At 65.4% G+C, this 21,062-nt stretch carries 20 protein-coding genes and 1 pseudogene; 6 read left to right on the top strand and 15 right to left on the bottom strand.

What is annotated here, in order from left to right:
- Positions 1 to 84 precede the first annotated feature (84 nt).
- The 3 genes from PSEMO_RS02790 (at position 85) to PSEMO_RS02780 (ending at position 2,349) form a co-directional block, all read left to right on the top strand.
- Complete coding sequence (locus tag PSEMO_RS02790; RefSeq protein ID WP_075801636.1) at positions 85 to 783, top strand: MOSC domain-containing protein; 699 nt, start codon at positions 85 to 87, stop codon at positions 781 to 783.
- Positions 780 to 2,042 carry an aspartate aminotransferase family protein gene (locus PSEMO_RS02785; protein ID WP_075801635.1) on the top strand — a complete coding sequence of 421 codons (1,263 nt, stop codon included), beginning with the start codon at positions 780 to 782 and terminating at the stop codon, positions 2,040 to 2,042. The genes PSEMO_RS02790 and PSEMO_RS02785 overlap by 4 nt, the downstream gene beginning before the upstream one ends.
- A 148-nt stretch (positions 2,043 to 2,190) precedes the next feature.
- Entirely contained in the window at positions 2,191 to 2,349 is a 159-nt protein-coding gene (locus PSEMO_RS02780) for a YqaE/Pmp3 family membrane protein (RefSeq protein WP_042123980.1), read from the top strand.
- A gap of 91 nt (positions 2,350 to 2,440) precedes the next feature.
- On the opposite strand, the gene PSEMO_RS02775 is transcribed toward PSEMO_RS02780, so the two are convergent.
- The 11 genes from PSEMO_RS02775 to panB all read right to left on the bottom strand — a co-directional run bounded on the left by PSEMO_RS02775 (position 2,441) and on the right by panB (position 13,781).
- A complete protein-coding gene (locus PSEMO_RS02775; protein WP_075801634.1) occupies positions 2,441 to 4,249 on the bottom strand; it encodes a S9 family peptidase in 1,809 nt (602 codons plus the stop codon).
- Positions 4,215 to 5,375 (bottom strand): pyrroloquinoline quinone biosynthesis protein PqqE, encoded by a 1,161-nt coding sequence (pqqE, locus tag PSEMO_RS02770; RefSeq protein WP_075801633.1) that lies wholly within the window; start codon positions 5,373 to 5,375, stop codon positions 4,215 to 4,217. The genes PSEMO_RS02775 and pqqE overlap by 35 nt, the downstream gene beginning before the upstream one ends.
- Positions 5,347 to 5,622, bottom strand: coding sequence for a pyrroloquinoline quinone biosynthesis peptide chaperone PqqD (gene pqqD / locus PSEMO_RS02765; RefSeq protein WP_075801632.1), 276 nt, complete (start codon positions 5,620 to 5,622; stop codon positions 5,347 to 5,349). The genes pqqE and pqqD overlap by 29 nt, the downstream gene beginning before the upstream one ends.
- The gene (pqqC, locus tag PSEMO_RS02760) at positions 5,619 to 6,368 is read right to left on the bottom strand and encodes a pyrroloquinoline-quinone synthase PqqC (protein WP_075801631.1); all 750 of its coding nucleotides are present in this window, start codon (positions 6,366 to 6,368) and stop codon (positions 5,619 to 5,621) included. Before pqqC ends, pqqD begins: the two co-directional genes overlap by 4 nt.
- Before the next feature lie 11 nt (positions 6,369 to 6,379).
- Positions 6,380 to 7,291 carry a pyrroloquinoline quinone biosynthesis protein PqqB gene (gene pqqB / locus PSEMO_RS02755; protein ID WP_075801630.1) on the bottom strand — a complete coding sequence of 304 codons (912 nt, stop codon included), beginning with the start codon at positions 7,289 to 7,291 and terminating at the stop codon, positions 6,380 to 6,382.
- 68 nt (positions 7,292 to 7,359) lie between these two features.
- A complete protein-coding gene (gene pqqA / locus PSEMO_RS02750) occupies positions 7,360 to 7,431 on the bottom strand; it encodes a pyrroloquinoline quinone precursor peptide PqqA (protein ID WP_003243383.1) in 72 nt (23 codons plus the stop codon).
- Positions 7,432 to 7,592: 161 nt separating this feature from the next.
- On the bottom strand, positions 7,593 to 9,704 hold the full coding sequence (gene pqqF, locus PSEMO_RS02745; protein ID WP_075801629.1) for a pyrroloquinoline quinone biosynthesis protein PqqF: 2,112 nt from the start codon (positions 9,702 to 9,704) through the stop codon (positions 7,593 to 7,595).
- 41 nt (positions 9,705 to 9,745) lie between these two features.
- Entirely contained in the window at positions 9,746 to 10,543 is a 798-nt protein-coding gene (locus tag PSEMO_RS02740; protein ID WP_075801628.1) for a carbon-nitrogen hydrolase family protein, read from the bottom strand.
- A 13-nt stretch (positions 10,544 to 10,556) separates the two neighbouring features.
- Entirely contained in the window at positions 10,557 to 12,239 is a 1,683-nt protein-coding gene (locus PSEMO_RS02735; RefSeq protein WP_075801627.1) for a flavin monoamine oxidase family protein, read from the bottom strand.
- Positions 12,240 to 12,458: 219 nt separating this feature from the next.
- Positions 12,459 to 12,920, bottom strand: a complete 462-nt coding sequence (locus PSEMO_RS02730; RefSeq protein ID WP_075801626.1) for an Lrp/AsnC family transcriptional regulator — start codon at positions 12,918 to 12,920, stop codon at positions 12,459 to 12,461.
- Positions 12,921 to 12,959: 39 nt separating this feature from the next.
- A complete protein-coding gene (panB, locus tag PSEMO_RS02725) occupies positions 12,960 to 13,781 on the bottom strand; it encodes a 3-methyl-2-oxobutanoate hydroxymethyltransferase (RefSeq protein ID WP_075801625.1) in 822 nt (273 codons plus the stop codon).
- Between the two features lie 82 nt (positions 13,782 to 13,863).
- On the opposite strand from panB, the gene PSEMO_RS02720 reads away from it, so the two are divergent.
- Complete coding sequence (locus tag PSEMO_RS02720) at positions 13,864 to 14,646, top strand: AraC family transcriptional regulator (protein WP_075801624.1); 783 nt, start codon at positions 13,864 to 13,866, stop codon at positions 14,644 to 14,646.
- Here PSEMO_RS02720 and PSEMO_RS02715 read toward each other — a convergent pair.
- From PSEMO_RS02715 to PSEMO_RS34135, 4 genes and pseudogenes are all read right to left on the bottom strand, one after another.
- A complete protein-coding gene (locus tag PSEMO_RS02715; RefSeq protein ID WP_075801623.1) occupies positions 14,643 to 15,620 on the bottom strand; it encodes a cyclase family protein in 978 nt (325 codons plus the stop codon). The genes PSEMO_RS02720 and PSEMO_RS02715 overlap by 4 nt on opposite strands.
- A gap of 177 nt (positions 15,621 to 15,797) precedes the next feature.
- Complete coding sequence (locus PSEMO_RS02710) at positions 15,798 to 16,679, bottom strand: LysR family transcriptional regulator (RefSeq protein WP_075801622.1); 882 nt, start codon at positions 16,677 to 16,679, stop codon at positions 15,798 to 15,800.
- Positions 16,680 to 16,713: 34 nt separating this feature from the next.
- Positions 16,714 to 17,553, bottom strand: coding sequence for a methyl-accepting chemotaxis protein (locus tag PSEMO_RS34140; RefSeq protein WP_372239093.1), 840 nt, complete (start codon positions 17,551 to 17,553; stop codon positions 16,714 to 16,716).
- Positions 17,554 to 17,571: 18 nt separating this feature from the next.
- Positions 17,572 to 18,339 (bottom strand): annotated as a pseudogene (locus PSEMO_RS34135) (MCP four helix bundle domain-containing protein); the annotation flags it as partial.
- Between the two features lie 264 nt (positions 18,340 to 18,603).
- Here PSEMO_RS34135 and kdgD point away from each other — a divergent pair.
- A complete protein-coding gene (gene kdgD, locus PSEMO_RS02700) occupies positions 18,604 to 19,515 on the top strand; it encodes a 5-dehydro-4-deoxyglucarate dehydratase (protein WP_075801620.1) in 912 nt (303 codons plus the stop codon).
- 105 nt (positions 19,516 to 19,620) lie between these two features.
- A complete protein-coding gene (locus PSEMO_RS02695) occupies positions 19,621 to 20,988 on the top strand; it encodes an MFS transporter (RefSeq protein ID WP_075801619.1) in 1,368 nt (455 codons plus the stop codon).
- Positions 20,989 to 21,062: the final 74 nt, after the last annotated feature.

The raw sequence follows: 21,062 nt of genomic DNA, 5'->3' as shown, positions 1-21,062 counted from the left end.
TGCTCGAAAAACGAAATGGCCGCAAGGCCGGCGGAAGCCTACTCTACGCCCGTATTCACAAGGTTTACAGGCCCAGAGGGCGCAATGAACAGCGTACATGTGGATGGCGTTTACATAGGCAAGGCTAAAAATCTCGGTTATGGACTCATGACCGATATCGACAAGGAAGAGGTTGCAAGGCGGCTCTGGTTATGGCCGCAGGGGCTGGGAAGCGACGAACACGGCGACCTACGTTTCCACACCGGCCCCGAGCGGGCCCTGCACCACTATCCGGCCGAGCACTACGCCTGGTGGCGGAAACGTTATCCACAGATCGCCTGGCAGGCGCCGGCGTTCGGCGAAAACCTCTCGACCCATGGCCTCGATGAGCACGACGTGTGCCTCGGCGACCTGTTCCGCTGGGGTGGCGCGCTGTTGCAGATCAGCCAGCCGCGCTCGCCGTGCTATCGCCTGAGCCATCGCTGGGGGCTTCCGGACCTGCCGCAGGAAGCCCAGGACAGCGGGCGTTGCGGCTGGTTCTACCGGGTCCTGAAACCTGGCTTCGTCTGTGCCGACGAGCCTTTCGAACTGATACAGCGCAGCTACCCGGGGCTAACCGTCGACTGGGCGCTGCACGCTTTTTACCGTGAACCCCTGGAGCATGCAGGCTTGAAGAAACTGGTGGATTGTCCGGCCCTGTCGTCACGCTGGCGCGATATCGCGATCAAGCGCTTGCGCACCGGTCGTGTCGAAGACTGGAGCGCCCGCCTGCTCGGCCTGCCACTGGAAGGGTTGCGTGCATGAACCTGTTCAATCTGCGCCGCCAGACCGCCCCGGTGGTCGAGGTGGTGCCACTGCCGAGCGAGGCCGTCGATCCGCTGTCGCGGGAGTGCCTGATGCCGAGCAAGCAACTGGTCGAGCAGGTCTTCGTGCGGGGCCAGGGTTCCTGGCTGTGGGACAGCGACGGCCGCGCGTACCTCGACTTCACCCAGGGCAATGCGGTCAACAGCCTCGGGCACAGTCCGAAGGCGCTGGTCCAGGCGCTGAGTGGGCAAGCCTTGGCGCTGATCAACTCCGGGGCCGGGTTTCACAACAGCGGTCACCTGAAGCTGGTCAACCTGCTCTGCCAAAGTACCGGCAGCGACCAGGCCTACCTGCTCAACAGTGGCGCAGAAGCCTGCGAAGGCGCGATCAAGCTGGCGCGCAAGTGGGGCCAACTGCATCGCAATGGCGCCTACCACATCATCACCGCCAGCCAGGGCAGCCACGGGCGCAGCCTTGGCACCCTGGCGGCGTCCGACCCGCTGCCGTGCAACCGCTGTGAACCGGGGCTGCCGGGCTTCAGCAAGGTGCCGTTCAACGACCTTGCCGCGCTGCATGCGGCGGTGGACTCGCGCACCGTGGCGATCATGCTCGAGCCGATCCAGGGCGAAGCCGGGGTGATCCCGGCGACCCGGCATTACCTCAAGGGTGTCGAGCGCCTGTGCCGCGAGCTGGGCATCCTGCTGATCCTCGACGAGGTGCAGACCGGCATGGGCCGCTGCGGCGCGCTGCTGGCCGAGGAAACCTACGGTGTGCGCGCCGATATCCTCACCCTCGGCAAGGGCCTGGGCGGTGGAGTGCCGGTGGCGGCGTTGCTGGCCCGTGGTACGGCGTGCTGCGCCGAGGCCGGTGAGCTGGAAGGCAGCCATCACGGCAATGCCTTGATGAGCGCTGCCGGGCTGGCGGTGCTGGAAACCGTGCTGGAACACGGTTTCCTCGATCAGGTCGGTGCGGCCGGGCGTCATCTGCGCGATGGCCTGAGCCGGCTGGCTGGGCGTTATGGCCTGGGCGAAGTGCGCGGGCAGGGGCTGCTCTGGGGGCTGGAGCTGCATGAGCCGCTGGCGGCGGAAGTGGTCAGGGCGGCGCGCCAGGAAGGGCTGTTGCTCAATGCGCCGCAAGCCAATGTGCTGCGCTTCTCGCCAGCGCTGACCGTCAGCCACGGCAATATCGACGAAATGCTCCTGCGCCTGGCCCGCGCCTTTGCCCGGGTGAATACCGCGCAGCTCAGCCGCCGCTCGTAAACGAATTCAAAGAACCGTCTCGCGTTCCTGCGCGTCGCCCTGGGCCTGTTGTTTTTGGTCCGGGGCGTTTTTTTGTGTGGAGGAAACAAGCGGAACCGTCGGGCTTGGGCCAGAGTCAGAATGAGGACACCACTTAGGGAGCCTTTCCATGGACCTGATTCGTATCATCTTCGCCATTCTCCTGCCTCCGCTGGGGGTGTTCCTGCAGGTCGGTTTTGGCGGGGCGTTCTGGCTGAATATCCTGCTGACCCTGCTGGGGTACATCCCGGGGATCGTGCATGCGGTGTACATCATCGCCAAGCGGTGACCTTCAGGGCCTCATCGCTGGCAAGCCAGCTCCCACAGGGATCGCGTGCACCGCTGAACCTGTGGGAGCTGGCTTGCCAGCGATAGGGCCCTCAAGGCTGGTCGAGAATCCTGCTGTAGAACTTCCATTCCTCCTCCAGCGCATGCGCCAGGTTCGCCGCCGTCCTGAACCCATGCCGCTCGGTCGGATAGAAATGTCCTTCTGCCTCGATCCCCTTGTCCTTCAACGCCTTCAGCATCGAGCGCGTCTGCTCCGGCACCACCACCGCATCCAGCTCGCCCTGGAAGAAGATCACCGGCACGCGGATATTCCCGGCATGCAGTAGCGGCGTGCGCTCGCGATAACGCTCGATATCCCGCTGCGGATCGCCGATCAGCCAGTCCAGGTAATCCCCTTCGAACTTGTGCGTGGTCCGGGTCAGGGCCAGCGGGTCGCTGACGCCGTACAGGCTGGCGCCACCACGGAACACATCCTCGAAGGCCAGCGCGCAGAGCGTGGTATAGCCGCCGGCACTGCCGCCACGAATGAACGCCTGGTATGGATCGATCAGCCCTTCACCTGCCAGGTACAACACCGCCGCGCAGGCATCCTCCACATCCACTTCGCCCCAGCGCAGGTGCAGCGCCTGGCGATAGGCCCGGCCATAGCCGCTGCTGCCGCGATAGTTGAGGTCAGCCACGGCAAAGCCGCGCTGGGCCCAGTACTGGATGCGCGGGTCGAGCACCGGGTAACAGGCCGAAGTCGGCCCGCCATGGACGAACACCACCAGCGGCGCAGGCTTCTTGCCGTTCATCGCCGGATAGAAGAAGCCATGAGCTTCGCCATCGCCACTGGGGTAGGTGAAACCGCGCGGCTTGCTGACCCGCTCAGCCGGCAGGGGCTGCACGCCACCGGCCAGCACCTGCACTGAATGATCGCGACGGTCGATGGCGATCACCGCTGCCGGGTGCACCGGCGAGGCAGCGACGGCGTAGATGAAGTCGTTATCCAGATCGAGGCAACGCAAGCGGCTGTATTCGCTGTCGATCGCGGTCAGCGCGCCGTCGCGCTGGCGCAGACCGAGGCGCGAGAAACCCTGTTCGAACCAGGTGGCGAGGTAGCCGTCGTCCAGCGGCAGCCAGGTGCTGGCGCCCAGTTGCCACGGCGCGGCAGCGTGGTCGGCGGCGCAGCTCGGCAGCGCCTGCCAGCCTTGCGCGGATTCGCCCCAGGGCTGCCAGAAACCGTTGAGGTCGGAGAGGCAATACAGCCGGCCTTCACGGTCGAAACGCGGCTGTTGCAGGGATTGCGCCGGGCCTTGGTCTCCGGCGACGCAACGGGTTTCACCGTCGCCTTCGCGCAGATACAGGCGCGTCGCAGTCCACGGCTGATCGGGCCGGCTCCATTCGATCCAGGCCAGGCGCTGGCCGTCATCGCTCAGGGTCGGCGAGGCATAGAAGTCCGCGCCCTCGGCGAGGATCTCGCGCCCGCTGTCGCCGATCGCCACCAGCCGGTGTTCAGTGCCGCTTTCCTCGACGGCCAGCACCCGACCGTCGGCCCAGAGCAGATCGCCATAGCGCCGCTCGCCCTGGGTCATGGCGACCGGTTGCCCGCCGTCCAGGGGCTGGCGATAGAGTTGCTGGTCCGCCTCGTTGACGAAGATCACGTCATCGTCGCCCAGGCAGAACGAACGCCCGCCGTATTCGTAGACCCGGCTGCGCGCACTGAAGCCGTCCGGCGTCAGGCAGCGGGCCTGGCCGTCGCGCCAGTGCCAGATCCGGCAGGCGCCGTCGCGGGGGCGGAATTCGTTCCAGAACAGGCCATGACGGCCGGCCTTCAGTTCGGCGAAGTCGGTGCCGGCCGCGACGGCCTGGTCGGCGCTGAAGCGCTCAGCCGCGGGCGATAAGTCGTGAGGTGCGCTCATTGCGGAAAGTCATCTCCTTGATGGTCAGGGTGGCGGTCTCGGCCTCCTCCCTGGCGGCGAGAATGAGGCCGTGGTCCGCCGATTTGGCACAGACCGGATCGGCTTTGCTGGCATCGCCGGTGAGCATGAACGCCTGGCAGCGGCAGCCGCCGAAATCCCGCTCCTTTTCGTCGCAGGAGCGGCAGGGTTCGGGCATCCAGTCGTACCCCCGGAAGCGGTTGAAGCCGAAGGAGTCGTACCAGATGTGCTGCATGCTGTGTTCGCGCACGTTGGGGAACTGCACCGGCAACTGCCGCGCGCCGTGGCAGGGCAGGGCGGTGCCGTCCGGGGTGACCGTGAGGAACACGCTGCCCCAGCCGTTCATGCAGGCCTTGGGCCGTTCTTCATAGTAGTCCGGGGTGACGAAGATGAGCTTGCACGGGTTGCCTTCGGCCTTGAGCCGTTCGCGGTATTCGTTGGTGATGCGCTCGGCGCGCTCCAGTTGGGCCCGGGTCGGCAGCAAGCCGAGGCGGTTGAGGTGCGCCCAGCCGTAGAACTGGCAGGTGGCGAGCTCGACGAAGTCGGCTTCGAGGGCGATGCATAGCTCGATGATGCGGTCGATGCGGTCGATGTTGTGCCGGTGGGTGACGAAGTTGAGCACCATCGGGTAACCGTGGGCCTTCACCGCCCTGGCCATCTCCAGCTTCTGCGCGAAGGCCTTCTTCGAGCCGGCCAGCAGGTTGTTCACCTGCTCGTCGCTGGCCTGGAAGCTGATCTGTATATGGTCCAGCCCGGCCTTTTTGAACGTGGCGATCTTTTCCTCGGTGAGGCCGATGCCGGAGGTGATCAGGTTGGTGTAGTAGCCCAGGCGCCGGCCTTCGCCGATCAGCTCGGCGAGGTCCTGGCGCACCAGCGGCTCGCCGCCGGAAAAGCCCAGTTGCGCCGCGCCCATTTCCCGCGCTTCGGCCATCACCTTGAACCACTGCTCGGTCGTCAGTTCCTTGCCCTGCTCGGCGAAGTCCAGCGGGTTGGAACAGTACGGGCATTGCAGCGGGCAGCGGTAGGTCAGCTCGGCCAGCAGCCACAGCGGCAGGCCGACTTCAGGCTGGCCGGGTTGCTCACTCAAGGATGATCCAGTGTTCGGCACGGGCCACCTCCATGAATTGCTCGATGTCTTCGGGAAGCTCGGGCACGCCAGGGAATTTTTCGTCGAGCAGGGCGATGATCGCCGCCACGTCGCGCTCGCCGTCGATCAGTTCGCCGATCAACGCCGCGCTCTCGTTGAGCTTGATCATGCCCTCGGGGTAGAGCAGGACATGGGCCTTCTGCGCCGGTTCGTACTGGAAGCGGTAGCCGGGGCGCCAGCGCGGGGTCAGGTGACGGTCGAAGCTCATAGCGCGATCCCCTTGTGCCAGACCCGCTCGCTGGTGACGCTGTGGTAGGGCGGGCGATCGAGTTCGTAGGCCATGCTCATGGCGTCGAGCATGCTCCACAGGATGTCCAGCTTGAACTGCAGGATTTCCAGCATACGCTGCTGGCCTTCCGCAGTCGTGTAGTGCTGCAGGGTGATGCTCAGGCCGTGCTCGACATCCCGCCGCGCCTGGCTCAGGCGGGTACGGAAGTAGGTGTAGCCGGCCGGGTCGATCCATGGGTAGTGCTGCGGCCAGGTGTCCAGGCGCGACTGGTGGATCTGCGGGGCGAACAGCTCGGTCAGCGAACTGCTGGCCGCTTCCTGCCAGCAGGCGCGGCGGGCGAAGTTGACGTAGGCATCCACGGCGAAGCGCACGCCGGGCAGCACCAGTTCCTGGCTGCGCAACTGGTCCGGGTCCAGGCCGACCGCCTGGCCGAGGCGCAGCCAGGCCTCGATGCCGCCGTCCTCGCCAGGGGCGCCGTCGTGGTCGAGCAGGCGCTGGATCCACTCGCGGCGCACCTCCCGGTCCGGGCAGTTGGCGAGGATCGCCGCGTCCTTCATCGGGATGTTGACCTGGTAATAGAACCGGTTGGCGACCCAGCCCTGGATCTGCTCGCGGGTCGCGCGGCCTTCATACATCGCCACGTGGTAGGGGTGGTGGATGTGGTAGTAGGCGCCCTTGGCGCGCAGCGCCTGTTCGAACTCGGCGGGGGACAGCGGTTGGCTCATGGCGGCAGTTCCTAGAGGGTGAGGCTCATGCCGTCGAAGGCGACTTCCACGCCACGGCGGTCCAGCTCGGCACGTTCGGCCGAGTCCTCGTCGAGAATCGGGTTGGTGTTGTTGATGTGGATAAGCACCTTGCGCTGCTCGGGGAAGGCCTCGAGCACTTCGAGCATGCCGCCGGGGCCGTTCTGCGGCAGGTGGCCCATCTCCGTGCCGGTGCGGGTGCCGACGCCGCGGCGCTGCATTTCATCGTCGTCCCACAGGGTGCCGTCGACCAGCAGCACGTCGGCGTCGTGCATGCGTTGCAGCAGACTGGCGTCGACCTTGCCCAGGCCGGGGGCGTAGAACAGTTTGCCGCCGGTGCGCAGGTCCTCGACCATCAGCCCGAGGTTGTCGCCCGGGTGCGGGTCGAAGCGGTGCGGGGAGTAGGGCGGCGCGGCGCTGCGCAGCGGGAAGGGGCTGAAGCGCAGGTTGGGGCAGGCGTCGATGGTGAAGCTGGTGTCCAGTTCGATGCGGTTCCAGATCAGGCCGCCGTTCCAGTGTTCGAGCATGTTGAACAGGGGGAAGCCGGTGGTCAGGTCCTGGTGGACCATGTCGGTGCACCAGACCTGGTGCGGGCAGCCTTCGCGCAGGCTGAGCAGGCCGGTGGTGTGGTCGATCTGGCTGTCGAGCAGGATGATCGCGTCGATGCCGGTATCGCGCAGGGCCCGGGCCGGTTGCATCGGGGCGAAGCCTTGCAGTTGGGCGCGGATGTCCGGCGAGGCGTTGCACAGGATCCAGTGTTCGCCGTCGTCGGACAGGGCGATGGACGACTGGGTGCGGGCCGTGGCGCGCAGGCTGCCGTCGCGGTAGCCCTTGCAGTTGGCGCAGTTGCAGTTCCACTGCGGGAATCCGCCGCCGGCGGCGGATCCGAGAATCTGGATGTACATGGCTGGCTCCCGCCCCGTCCGAAAATGAAAACGCCCCGGCTGGCCGAGGCGTCGTACTGCGAAAGGATTCAGCGATTCGCGAAGTACATGGTCACTTCAAAGCCGATACGCAGGTCAGTGTATGCAGGTTTGGTCCACATGGGATTACTCCTTCCGGATAGGTCAGGTGAGGGACAGCTACTCATTTAGTCCATGCCCGGGAATGAAGGTTTCACGTCACCGGGATGGGCGCAATGCTACAAGATATTTTGTACTGGATGGTTAATTAAGCGTGAAAGGTGTTTTACCTGGACGGTAAGAATCAGCGCGGATCGGGACCGTTGGCGAGGATCAGCCAGTGGTTTTCGCTGGCCAGATCGGCCCGGACGCGGTCGATATCGGGCTGCTGGAGTTGCTGGATTGTCGCTGCGAGTGCTTGCGGATCGGCGTGGTCATTGCCGGCCAGATGCGCTTGCCAGAGCCACTCGGTGAGGTCCGCATTGGGCATGACCGGCTCGTGGAACTGGGCGGCGAGGGCGTCGCGGGTCGCTTCGACAAGCAGGACGGGACGGGCGAGGAAGTCGCGCAGATGACCGAGGATTTCCCCATGGCTGGCGCCAGGCGATTGCACGCCGAACATCAGGCCGCTATGGCCGTGAATCTGACGGAAGGTGCTGAACACCGCGTAGCCCAGTTGCAGTTCGCTGCGCAGGCGCTGGTAGAACGGGCCCTGGATCAGGTGGGCGAGCAGGCGACCCGAGGCTTCGTCGGCGACCGGGGCGAACAGGAGCAGGGCGTGTTCGTCGCCGGGTTCGCCGAACGGTTGCCATTGTGCAGGCAAGGGGTGGGGAGGAACGGGCTTTTGCGGCGTGTCCCGGAGACGGCCGAGCAGGTGGTTCAGGGCATTCTGCGAGCGGGCGTCGAAGCCTGTCGCCAGTGCGCTCCAACCGGGTTTGCCATCGGCGGCGAGGACATGAGGCAGTCGCTGCATCAGTTGGCGTATCGGGATCAACGGTGGCTCGTGACTGCGGCTGGCCGGCGGCGGGTTTTCCAGGATCGCCAGGGCCTGCTCGATCACCGCGAGCACCGGCGCCGGGGCTCCGGCGCAGCGCAGCTGCCAATGGGTCCCGCTGAGCTCCACACCCGCCCGGCTGGCGCGTTCGATCAGGGGCTTGAGCGCATCGCCCGTCGGCCAGCGCAGATACAGCGTCGCGTAATTGCGCGATGCGGGAAGGACAGGGCTGACGATCAAGCCGGTCGGCACGGCTGTCGTTTCGAGATCGGGAACCCCAGCAGCAAGCAGAGGCTCGGCTTCCGGCAGTTTCCATGAGTGGCGGCTGCCGCCTGGATATTCGGGGATCAGCGGCAGGCCATCTTCCCGCCTTGCCAGTTCCAGCGCGCCGGGCGAGCGACAGGCTTGCAGGCGCGCGTACTCCAGCAGCAGATCGCGGTGATCGGCATTGCCGAAGAACACCAGCCAGTCGCGGACCAGGCGTTCTGCTTCGCCCCTGTCCGCCGTTTCAGTCAGCTTCGCGTTCACCTGCAGCAGCGCTTGCCCGGCGAACTGATAAAGCGGCGTGAACCTGAAGTCCTCCAGCCAGCCACGCTCGCGCAGCTCATGCACCAGACCGCCGGGACGGCTGTCGGCGATCCAGGTGGCGAGGTAATCGAAAGAGGCGTTGTCGGGCAGATCTTCGTGGGCGAGCAACAGGTCCAGCTGACCTTCGATCTGCTGGGGTTGCAGCGGCCCGTCGAGCAGTGGCGGCGCAGCGGCCTGCCGTACCTTCGAACCCGCCGCGAACAACGCGCCGAACTGGCGCGCCAGCACTTCCAGCGGCTGCGGTCCGCTCAGGGTCAGGATCATCTGCCCGGCGTGATAAAAGCCCTGATGGAAGCCTGCCAGCGCTTGCTGGAAGGCTTCGTCATGTACCGGCAACGACGCCCGGTTCCCCGCATGAAACCCGGCCAACGGATGGTGCGCCGACACACTGCGCAACAGCGCGTACTGCCGCTGCGCCTCGGCATTGCCCGACCAGGCCACCCACTCGGCCTGGATCACTTCGCGCTCGGCTTCCTGGCGTTCCAGCGTCAGCAGGGGCTGCGCGAGCATCTCGCAGAGCCGCTCCAGCGCACCGGCCATGGCCGTCAGCGGTACTTCGAAAAAGAAATCGGTATGCCGCTCGCGGGTGCTCGCATTGATCTGCCCGCCCTGGCCCTGGACGAAGCGCATCAATCCGTCTTCCACGGGAAAACGTTCGGTGCCGAGAAACAACAGGTGCTCAAGAAAGTGCGCCAGCCCGGGATAAGCCAGCGGCGCGTCATGGCTCCCGGCCTCGACCCGCAGCAGCGCCGCGCCGCGTTTCAGGTGCGGCGCATGGCGCAGCCTGACCCGCAGGCCGTTGCTCAGGACGAGGTGCTGGAGAGTGCTGGACATGACGGCTCCGAAACGCGCAAGCCGTCATGCTAGCGGATAAATCAGTCCCGTGGCGCGCTGTGCAGCTCGGCGCGCAGGTCCTGCAGATACGGGGTGCTGGCGCGACCGTTCGCGACCTTCTGCAGGTCGATATCCGCCAGGAGCAGGACCTTGTCGCGTCCACCCATGGCCAGGATGCTGCCGTCCGGGCCGATGATGCTGCTGTGCCCGCAATACTCGATCTCGCCTTCGGCACCGCAGTAGTTGGCATAGACCAGGTAGCACTGGTTCTCGTGGGCGCGGCTGCGCACCGTGACCTGGCAGATGAAGTCGAACGGTTCCATGTTCGCCGTCGGCACCAGGATCAGCTCGGCGCCGTCGCAGGCCAGGCGCCGGGCGTTTTCCGGGAACTCGATGTCGTAGCAGATCAGCATGCCGACCTTCCAGCCATTCAGTTCCACCACCGGGAAGTGGTTGCCGCCGGGGCTGAACATGGCCCGGTCGAGTTCGCCGAACAGGTGGGTCTTGCGGTAGTTGGCGAGGCGGTTACCGCGGGCGTCGATCAACTGCACGCTGTTGTAGATCCGCTCGTCCTCGCCGCGCTCCGGGTAGCCGTAGACGATGGCGATGCCATTGCCCCGGGCGATGCTGGCCACGGCGCGGGCTGCCGGCCCGTCCGCAGGCTCGGCCAGACGCAGGACTTCCTCGCGGCCAATGTTGTAGCCGCTAAGGTACATCTCCGGGCAGACCAGCAGCCCGGCGCCCTGGACGGCGGCGAACTGCGCCTGCTCTTCCAGGCGCTCCAGGTTGCCGCGGATATCCAGCGGCTGCGGCGAGCCCTGGTAGAGGGCGATACGCATGGGCAATCTCCTGTCAGTCGGCGAGGGCGATCGGGCCGATCTGGTCGAACACATCGCCCGGGCCGGGGTTGTCGGCGTGGGTATGACCGCCAAAGTGGTTCATGATGCCCCAAACCGCGTTCAGCGAGGTCTGTACCGCGCCTTCGACCCAGGCCGGGGTCCACGACACATCGTCGCCGGCGATGAACATGCCGCGCTGTTCGGCGGGCATGTCCTGCTGCATGAAGTGCGCGTACATGCGCTGGTTGTAGCGGTAGTGGCCGGGCAGGGCGCCCTTGAAGGCGCCGAGGAAATACGGGTCGGCTTCCCAGGACACCGTGATCGGGTCGCCGATGATATGCCCGGCGATATCCACCTTCGGGTAGATCTTCTTCAGCGCGTCGAGGGCCAGCTTGACGCGCTTTTCCACCGGGTGCGGGAGCATCTTCAGGGCGTCGCTCATCCACGAGTACGACAGGCAGATCACCCCCGGCTTGTCGTCGCCGTTGTCGAACAGGTAGGTGCCGCGGGTCAGGCGGTCGGTGAGGGTCATGCTCATCAGGTCGCGGCCGGTTTCCGGGTCCTTGTCCTTCCAGAACGGCCGGTCGACCATGACGAAGGTCTTCGACGACTGCATGTAGCGGGTGCGGTCCAGGGCCATCCACATCTTCTGCGAGAACAGCGATTCCTCGCACTCGATCTGGGTGGTCAGCAGCCAGCTCTGGCAGGTGGTCAGCACGGCGGCGTAGTGGCGCGTGTCGCCCCAGTTGTCGGTGACCGCCAGGCTGCCGTCTTCGTTGCGGGCGATGCGCTTGACCCCGGGGCGCGGCGCGCCACGGTGCAGCGAGGCCAGGCTGGTGCCGGCCGGCCAGTGGGCGCAGCGCTGTGGTACGTGTTTCCAGATGCCCAGCGGCACTTGCTCGACACCGCCGACGATCAGGTGCTGGTGGTCGTCGCAGTTGGTCATCACCACGCGGAAGATTTCCAGCATCGAGTTGGGGAAGTCCGAGTCCCAGCCACCGGTGCCGAAGCCGACCTGGCCGAACACTTCGCGGTGCAGGAAGCTGAGTTTGGCGAAGGCTTTCGAGGTGGCGACAAAGTCGTAGAAGGTGCGGTCGTCCCACAGCGGCACCAGGGTGTTCCACAGTTCCTTCAGGCGCGGTACATCGCGGTCGCGGATGGCCTGCTGGATATCACCGAAGCGTGCCCCGTCCTCGAGGGCATCGGCCCAGGCATCGGCGACTTCCTGGAACAGGGCGGGCAGGTCGGCGAGTTTTTCCGCGTAATGGGTCTGGCCTTCGAGGTCGATCACCGTGCTGCCGGAAGCCGGGGTCAGCGGGTTGGGGAAGGGCCTGGTCTCCAGGCCGAGCTTGTCGACGTAGTGGTAGAAGGCGGTGGAGGACACCGGGAAGCGCATGCCGCCCAGCTCGGCGACGATGCCCTCGGTGCCGGCGAAGGCTTGCGAGCGCAGGCGGCCGCCCATCTTCGAGGCTTCGTAGACGACCGGCTTGAGGCCCAGCTTCATCAGCTCGTAGGCCGCCACCAGGCCGGCGATCCCGGCACCGACGATCGCCACTTCCTCGCCATGGCGGGCGGCGGGAATGCTGCCCAGGCCGGCGGGGTGCTCGATCCAGTCATCGAAGGCGAAGGGGAAGTCGGGGCCGAAGATGGTGACGGGCTTCTTGCCGTCGGCGGGGTGGCGGTTGTTCTTGTTCATGGAGGTGACCTGCCAGGGGGCTGGGGAGCCTGAGTATAGGAAATGCCTGGGGTCAATTTTAGGGAGGTGGATGTTCGTTATTAAGATGCAGAGTGTTGTCGTTTTGTGGGTTTATTGGTCGATATGACCATGGTTTTTTACATAGTGACAGCCAACAGGTTCAGCGGTGCACACGGTCCCTGTGGGAGCTGGCTTGCCAGCGATTGGGAGCACCACCGATCAAACAGGCTGCCCCCGATCCACCTTGCTGCTGAGAATGATGGAAGTGGTGGTCTTCTCCACCCCCTCCAGGCTGCCGATCTGGTCCAGCAACTGATCCAGTTGCTCCGGCGAATCACTTCTCAGCCAGGCCACATAGTCGAATTCCCCGCTCACTGCACACAGCTGCTGCACCTGCCCCATTGCACTCAGTCGCCGCACGATCTCGCGCCCGGCCCGGGGCTGCACGGTAATACCCACATAGGCCTGCAACCCGCCATCGATCACCCGCTGCCCGAGCCGCACGCCATAACCACTGATGACCTTGCTCTTCTCCAGCCGGGCGATCCGTGAGGTCACCGTGGTGCGGGCAATGCCCAGTTGCCGGGCGAGGGTAGCGACGCTTTCGCGGGCGTTGATCTGCAGGGCGGCGATCAACTGGCGGTCGATTTCGTCGAGGGCGAGGGTGCGGCTGTCGGACATGGGCTTCTCAAGGGCAAGGCGAAGACCGCCCCAGTGTACTCAACCCGCCGCCTTGAAGCAGTGCTCCAGCCCGGGGAACTGCCCGCCACGCACCTCCCGGGCATACTCGCCCAGCGCCTGGTCGATCACCCTGCCCAGCTCGGCGTAACGCTTGACGAAGCGCGGCTGGTATTCGCCGAACAGCCCCAGCAAGTCCTCGGTCACCAGCACCTGGCCGTCACAAGCCGGTGAAGCACCGATACCAATGGTGGGAATCTCCAGCTCCTCGCTCAGCGCCCGGGCCAGCGGCTCGGCAATGCCTTCGAGAACGACAGAGAATGCCCCCGCCGCCTGCATCGCCAGGGCATCACGGCGAACCCGCGCCGCGCTCTGCTCGTCCCGCCCCTGGGCCTTGAACCCGCCCAGCGCATTCACCTGCTGTGGCATCAGTCCGACATGGGCCATCACCGGAATCCCGCGCTTGACCAGATAGGCCACGGTCCCGGCCATCTCCTCGCCGCCTTCCAGCTTGACGCCCTGGGCGCCGGTTTCGCGCAGCACCTTCGCGGCATTCATGAAGGCCTGCTCCAGCGAGGCCTGATAGCTGCCGAACGGCAGGTCCACCACCACGCAGGCGCGCTGTGCGCCGCGCATCACCGCCTGGCCGTGGGCAATCATCATCTCGAGGGTGACGCCCAGGGTACTGGGCATGCCGTACAGCACCATGCCCACCGAGTCGCCGACGATGATCACGTCGGCATGGGCATCGACCCAGCGTGCCATCGGCAGGCTGTAGGCGGTCAGCGCCACCAGGCTGCCGGCGCCCTTGCGCTGGCGGATGACGGGGATGCTCAGGCGGCCTTGCTGGATCTGCGTGCTCATTGATGAAACTCCTGTTGTTCAACCAGACGCGGCGCAGGCTAACATCGGCATCAGTGGCTCACTTGAGCAAAGGGGACGATCAATGCAGCAGACGGGACAAGACTTCGTGCCGCCCGTGCCGGAGCAACTGGAGCGACCGGTGCACGGGCGCATGTTCGATATCCCGGCGGGGTACCGGATCGCCATGCACAGCCATGACTGGGTGCAGTTCACCTACGCGGGCGCCGGGAGCATGCAAGTGCTGACCGAGCAGCACAATTTCCTCCTGCCGCCGCAATGCGGCATGTGGATTCCCGCCGGCCTGCGCCACACGGTGTACAGCGAGCGCACCCTGGCCTTTCGCAGCCTGTACCTGAGCGATGCGGTGCTCAACGGTTACCGGCGTGAGTGCTGCGTGGTGCAGGTCACGCCGTTGGTGCGGGAGCTGATCGGCAAAGCCAGCAGCTTCGGCAACGACTATCCGGAGCACAGCCCGCAGGCGCGGCTGCTGCAGGTGCTGGTGGACGAGATCCGCGAGTTGCCGGAGGCGCCCTTCAGCCTGCCGCTGCCCAGCGACCCGCGCCTGCGGCGGATCACCGATGCCTTGCAGATGACCCCTGAAGACAACCGCAGCATCGAGGACTGGGCGCAACTGGTCGGTGCCTCGCGCCGGACCCTGGCGCGGCTGTTCCAGGCGCAGACGCAGATGCCCTTCCAGACCTGGCGCCAACGCCTGCGCCTGCTGGCGGCGCTGCCGATGCTGGAGCAGGGTGGCAGCGTCACCGCGGTGGCCAACGAGCTGGGCTATGACTCGGTGTCGGCGTTCATTGCCTTGTTTCAGCGTCAGTACGGCACCACGCCAGGTGCCTGGGCCGCCCGTCTCTAGCGCAGTGGCATGGCCAGTGGACGCAGCGGCGCCGAGTCGCCGCCCCGGATTTTCAGCGGACCGCCGATAAAGGCGAACTCGTAGACCTTGTCCCGGGCCAGGTCGTCCAGCGCCACCAGTTCCATGATCGGCACGCCTTTCTGCGCCAGCAGGTAGGTGTGCAGCGGTACATAATCATCGGCGACCTCCGAAGGGAAAGCCTCGAAGCTGAGATTGTCGGCGCCGAGGATCATCGCCTTGCCTTCCTCCACCAGGTAGCGCGCGGCGTCCAGGCCCATGCCCGGTGACTGGCGCATATAGGCCTGGGGCTGATCGTAGAGCTTCATCCGGCCGGTACGGATGAGCACGATATCGCCGCGCTGCAGCTCGGTGCCCTGGCGCTTGAGGGCGTCCTGCAGATCGCTGCGGGTGATGCGGTAATCGTCCGGCAGCATGTCCACGCCCCTGGCAGCCGCGACATCGATCAGCACGCCACGGGCGACCAATGGCGGGAATTTTTCCACGCCGGTCTTTTGCCAGCCGCGGTCGCCGAGGTGCTCGTCGGCGCTGAAGTTGTTCCAGATCTTGCCGTCGATGCCGAAGTGGTTGAGCGCGTCGATGTGCGTGCCGGTGTGGCCGTACATGGAGAACGCAGTGCCGGTGTAGCTGCGCAGGGCATTCATTTCGTGACCGACGCCGAGCGGGTCGTCGACCACGGTGCCGCGCGGGGTGTGGGTCATCCAGAACTGGTAGTGGGGATCGCCTGCGGCTTGCCAGCTGGGCATGCCGATGTAGTACTCGGTGGCGAGGTCGTAGACTTTCGTTGCGTCGACCCGCGCCATTACCGCCGTGCGGGATTTGTCGGTGATCAGGTTGAGCCGGCCGATCTCGTCGTCCGGGCCCCAGGGGCTGGTGCCGACTTTCGGCGCCTCATTTGCATGGACGGCACTGGTCAGGGCCAGGGCCAGCAGGGTGGCAAGCAGTGGGGTGTTCATGAGCGTCGTTCCTGTTTCGCCAGTGCCCCGACGCGACGGTTCCCTGGCGCGCCAGCGGCGGCCACGGCAACAGGGCGGGGCGGAAGGGTTGAGGCTGCGTCGGGCCCGACGAAGTGCAGCCAGTCTAGGGGCGATGCCCGGCCGGATTAAGGTGCCGGCGGTGCAGGGATATTTCGCTCAGGGTTGATAATCGCTACCCATGGCGGCGGGCAGGTGCTCGGCCAGGTAATCGACGAAGGCCCGCACCCGTGGCAGCAAATGGCGGCTGCTGGGGTAGACGGCGTAGACCTGGCGGGCGCTGTCCTGCTGCTCGGGGAACACCCGCAGCAGGCGCCCGTCGGCCAATGGGGCATCGGCCAGGAAGGAGGGCAGCCAGCCGATGCCCAGTCCGGCGATCAGCAGCTCGCGCAGCATCAGGCTGTTGTTGACCGTCACCCTTGGGGCCTGCTCCGGCGCAGCGCCGGCTTGCTGGCTGAGGCTGTAGTGCAGTTGCGCATGCCCGCTCAGATCGTCGGGGCCGGCAGGCTGCCCGTGCCGTTGCAGATAGCCGGGAGCGGCGCACAGAACCTGGCGCAGCGAGCCCAGGCGTTTGGCGACCAGCGAAGAATCGGCCAGCCCCGGTGCGAGACGGATCGAAACATCGAAGCCCTGGCTGACCGCCTCGACCAGGCGATCCTCCATCACCAGGTCCAGCTCCACTCCGGGATGTGCTTCGAGAAACCCGGCCAGCACCGGCGCCAGGGTGCTCAAGGCGAAGGACAGCGGCGCATTGACCCGCAGCTTGCCGCTGATGCGCTGCGCTGCCTGGTGCACCGAGCGCTCCAGCTGGTCGAGCTGGTCGAGCAGCTCGCAGCAGCGTTCGTAATAGGCCTGACCGCTGGCGGTCAGGCTCTGGCGGCGGGTGGTGCGTTGCAGCAGCACGGTGCCGAGGTGGTCTTCCAGCGTGCGCAGTTGCTTGCTCAGGCCGGCGGCGGAAAGATCGAGGTCTTCCGCCGCCTTGCCCAGGCCGCCCAGTTCGACGATGCGCCGAAAGGAGCGCATCAGGGTGAAGGTGTCCATGCTCGCCGTCCCTGGAGTGAGGACGGCTATTTGATCAGATCCGGAAGCGCGCGACGACCTGGTTGAGGTCTTCGGCCAGCCGCGACAGCTCGTTGCTCGACGCGCTGATCTGGTTGGCGCCCTGGGTCGACTCGCTGGACAGGTCGCGGATATTGACGATGTTGCGGTCCACCTCGCGGGCCACCTGGGCCTGCTCCTCGGCGGCGCTGGCGATGACCAGGTTGCGGTCGGAGATCTGGCTGACCGAGTCGGTGATCTGCACCAGCGAGTCGCCGGCACCCCGGGCCATCTCCAGGGTGGATTCGGCGCGCTCGCAACTGCCGAGCATCGACTCCAGGGCCTTGGACGAACCGCTGCGGATCGCGGTGACCATGCCATCGATTTCCAGGGTGGATTGCTGGGTGCGGTGGGCGAGAGCGCGGACCTCGTCGGCGACCACGGCGAAGCCACGCCCGGACTCACCGGCCCGGGCCGCCTCGATGGCGGCGTTGAGGGCCAGCAGGTTGGTCTGCTCGGCGATGGCGCGGATCACGTCGAGGACCTTGCCGATGTCCTGGGACTGGTCCACCAGGTTGCGCACCAGGCCGGCAGTGCCTTGCACATCGTGGGTCAGGGTCTGGATCGATTGCACGGTTTCCATGACCCGGGTCTGCCCGGCGCGGGCGGAGTCGCTGGTCTGGCTGGAGGCGTCGCAGGTCGAGGCGGCATTGCGCGCCACTTCTTCCACCGCCGAGGTCATCTCATTGACGGCGGTGGCGGCCTGTTCGATTTCGGCATTCTGTTGGTGCAGGCCACGGTAGCTGTCTTCGGTGACCGAGTTCAGTTCGGTGGCGGCGGAGGCCAGCTGGGTGGCGGAGTCGCTGATATGGCGCATGGCCGAGCGCAGGTTGTCCTGCATCTGTTGCAGGGCACGCTGCAGGCGGGTCACTTCGTCATTGCCCTCCACGTGGATCTGCTGGGTCAGGTCACCCTCGGCGACATGCTCGGCGGTGCGCACGGCGCGCTCCAGCGGACGGACGATGCCGCGGGTCAGCCACAGGGCCAGGGCGATGGTGGCCAGGGCGGCGATCACCACGAACACGATGATGATCTGCAGCGAGCGGTCGTACTGGGCTTCGGCGGCCTTGCCCTCGGCGTCGATCTGCTTGCCATAGAGGTCGCCGAAGTCGGCCAGGGCCTTGCCCGAGTTTTCCACCACCTGCTTCATGTCCACCAGCAGCAGCTTGTTCAGGCCGGCGAGGTCTTTCTGCCGGGCCAGTTCGAAGGAGCGGTCGAGGCCGTTGCGGTATTCCGCCAGGCTGCTGCGGAAGGCCTGGGCCAGGGCCTTTTCCTCCGGAGTGTCGATAAAGGCATCGAGCACCGCCAGCTTGCTGTCCAGGTCCTTCAGGCGCACGTCCATCTGGCCCTGGTAGGTGGCGGTGTTGGCCGGGTCCGGGTCGAGGGCCATGCGCAGGGAGATGGTGCGGATGCGCAGCATGATCTCGCGGGTATCGCTGATCACCCGCAGGCTCGGCACCCAGTTGGTCTCGACCGCCACTTCGCTTTGGCGGATGGCCTGCATCTGCACCACGGCGAAGCCGCCAAGCAGGGCGACCAGCAGGGAAATAAGGGTGAAGCCCAGGCCGGCACGGCGGGCGATGGTCAGGTGGCGCAGGTTCATGGGCAGCGATCCTTTTGGGGGCAGTTCTTATAGTTGTACGATAACGATGCCCGTTTATCGGCAAAGCCGCGGCCTTCTTGAGTGCGGCGGGGATTGGAGAGGGTATTTTTTGCCCTGAAAAGGGGATAAACGGTCGATTGAGATCAGACGACCGGCTGATTTACCCCTATGAAGGGGCTAGTCATCGTACAACTTGTACGATAACCTACATCCACTTCGAAGCATTTACCTTCATCACCCAAGCGCCACAGGATGCCTACAACAATGACTCCACAAGAACTGCGCACCGTCCTCTCCCATGGCTTGCTGTCTTTCCCTGTCACCGACTTCAATGCCCAGGGCGACTTCCATCAGGCCGGTTACATCAAACGCCTGGAATGGCTCGCCCCGTACGGCGCCACCGCCCTGTTCGCTGCTGGCGGCACCGGTGAATTCTTCTCGCTGGCCGCCAGCGAATACAGCCAGGTGATCAAGACTGCCGTCGACACCTGCGAACGTACCGTGCCGATCCTCGCTGGTGTTGGTGGCTCGACCCGCCAGGCCATCGAATACGCACAGGAAGCCGAGCGCCTGGGCGCCAAGGGCCTGCTGCTGCTGCCGCACTACCTGACCGAAGCCAGCCAGGACGGCGTTGCCGCCCACGTCGAAGCCGTGTGCAAATCGGTGAAGATCGGTGTGGTGGTCTACAACCGCAACGTCTGCCGCCTGAACGCCGTGCAACTGGAGCGTCTGGCCGAGCGTTGCCCGAACCTGATCGGTTACAAGGACGGCCTGGGCGACATCGAGCTGATGGTGTCGATCCGTCGCCGCCTGGGCGATCGTTTCAGCTACCTGGGTGGTCTGCCGACCGCCGAGGTTTATGCTGCCGCCTACAAGGCCCTGGGCGTGCCGGTCTACTCGTCCGCCGTGTTCAACTTCGTGCCGAAGACCGCGATGGACTTCTACAACGCCATCGCCCGTGACGACCACGCCACCGTTGGCAAGCTGATCGACGATTTCTTCCTGCCGTATCTGGAACTGCGTAACCGCAAGGCCGGCTACGCCGTCAGCATCGTCAAGGCTGGCGCCAAGATCGCCGGTTACGACGCAGGTCCGGTGCGTACCCCGCTGACTGACCTGACCCCTGAAGAAGTCGAGATGCTCGCTGCACTGATGGACAAGATGGGTCCGCAATAAGCCTGACCCCGCGGCCTGCCCAACGCCGCACACCGGAGCGGGAAATCCCCTCTCCGGCTTACAATTCAAGAGCCCGCACAAGAATAATTAGTGGGAGTACTTCCGATGCAAGCGACTAAAAAGACGCGCGTCCGCTACCTGATCCTGTTCATGCTGTTCCTGGTGACCACGATCAACTACGCCGACCGTGCAACCATCTCCATTGCCGGCTCGAGCCTGCAGAAGGACCTCGGCATCGATGCTGTCACCCTCGGTTATATCTTCTCGGCGTTCGGCTGGGCCTATGTGCTCGGACAGATTCCTGGCGGTTGGCTGCTCGACCGTTTCGGCTCCAAGAAGGTCTACGCCTTCAGTATCTTCACCTGGTCGCTGTTCACCGTGCTGCAAGGCTTCGTCGGCTACATGCCGGTAGCCAACGCGATCATCGCCCTGTTCATGCTGCGCTTCCTGGTGGGCTTCGCCGAAGCACCGTCGTTCCCGGGTAACGCGCGCATCGTCGCCGCCTGGTTCCCGACCGCCGAACGCGGTACCGCCTCGGCGATCTTCAACTCCGCGCAATACTTCGCCACCGTGCTGTTCGCCCCGCTGATGGGCTGGATCGTCCACGCCTGGGGCTGGGAGCACGTATTCATCGTCATGGGTGCCATGGGTATCGTCTTCGCCGGGATCTGGCTGAAGGTCGTCTACAACCCCAAGGAACACCCGATGATCGGTGCCCAGGAACTGGAGCACATCGAGAAGAACGGTGGCCTGGTCGACATGGACAAGCCCAAGGCAGCTGGCGCCAGCGGTCCGAAGTGGGGCTACATCAAGCAGCTGCTGTCCAGCCGCATGATGCTCGGCGTCTACCTCGGCCAGTACTGCATCAACGCGATCACCTACTTCTTCCTCACCTGGTTCCCCGTGTACCTGGTGCAGGAGCGCGGCATGTCGATCCTCAAGGCGGGCATCATCGCCTCCCTGCCGGCCATCTGCGGCTTCGTCGGTGGCGTGCTGGGCGGGGTGATCTCCGACCATCTGCTGCGCCGCGGCAACTCCCTGACCTTCGCCCGCAAGGCGCCGATCGTCATCGGCCTGCTGCTGTCGACCTCCATGGTGATCTGCAACTACGTGGATGCCGAGTGGATGGTGGTCGGTATCATGGCCCTGGCGTTCTTCGGCAAAGGCCTCGGCGCGCTGGGCTGGGCGATGGTCTCGGACACCTCGCCGAAGCAGATTGCCGGCCTGTCGGGCGGTATGTTCAACACCTTCGGCAACATCGCTTCGATCACCACGCCGATCATCATCGGCTACATCATCAGCGCTACCGGCTCGTTCAAATGGGCCCTGGTGTACGTGGGCGCCAACGCCCTGGTGGCGGTGTTCAGCTACCTGGTGATCGTCGGCCCGATCAAGCGTATCGAGCTGCGCGATGTCCCGAAGGATGAAGCAGCAACGACGCCATCGGGCAAACTGGCCGAGTCGTCGAACTAAGAAAGTCACGCAGCGCCCGGCCTTATGGCCGGGCGTTCGCGGATGAACAAAGCCTGGGAAATAACAAGAAGGGC

It is taken from the genome of Pseudomonas putida, assembly GCF_001941965.1.
GTDB classification, from domain to species: Bacteria; Pseudomonadota; Gammaproteobacteria; order Pseudomonadales; family Pseudomonadaceae; genus Aquipseudomonas; species Aquipseudomonas putida_L.
Note: the sequence above shows the minus strand (reverse complement) of the source record. Positions and strands in the feature narration are given on the sequence as shown.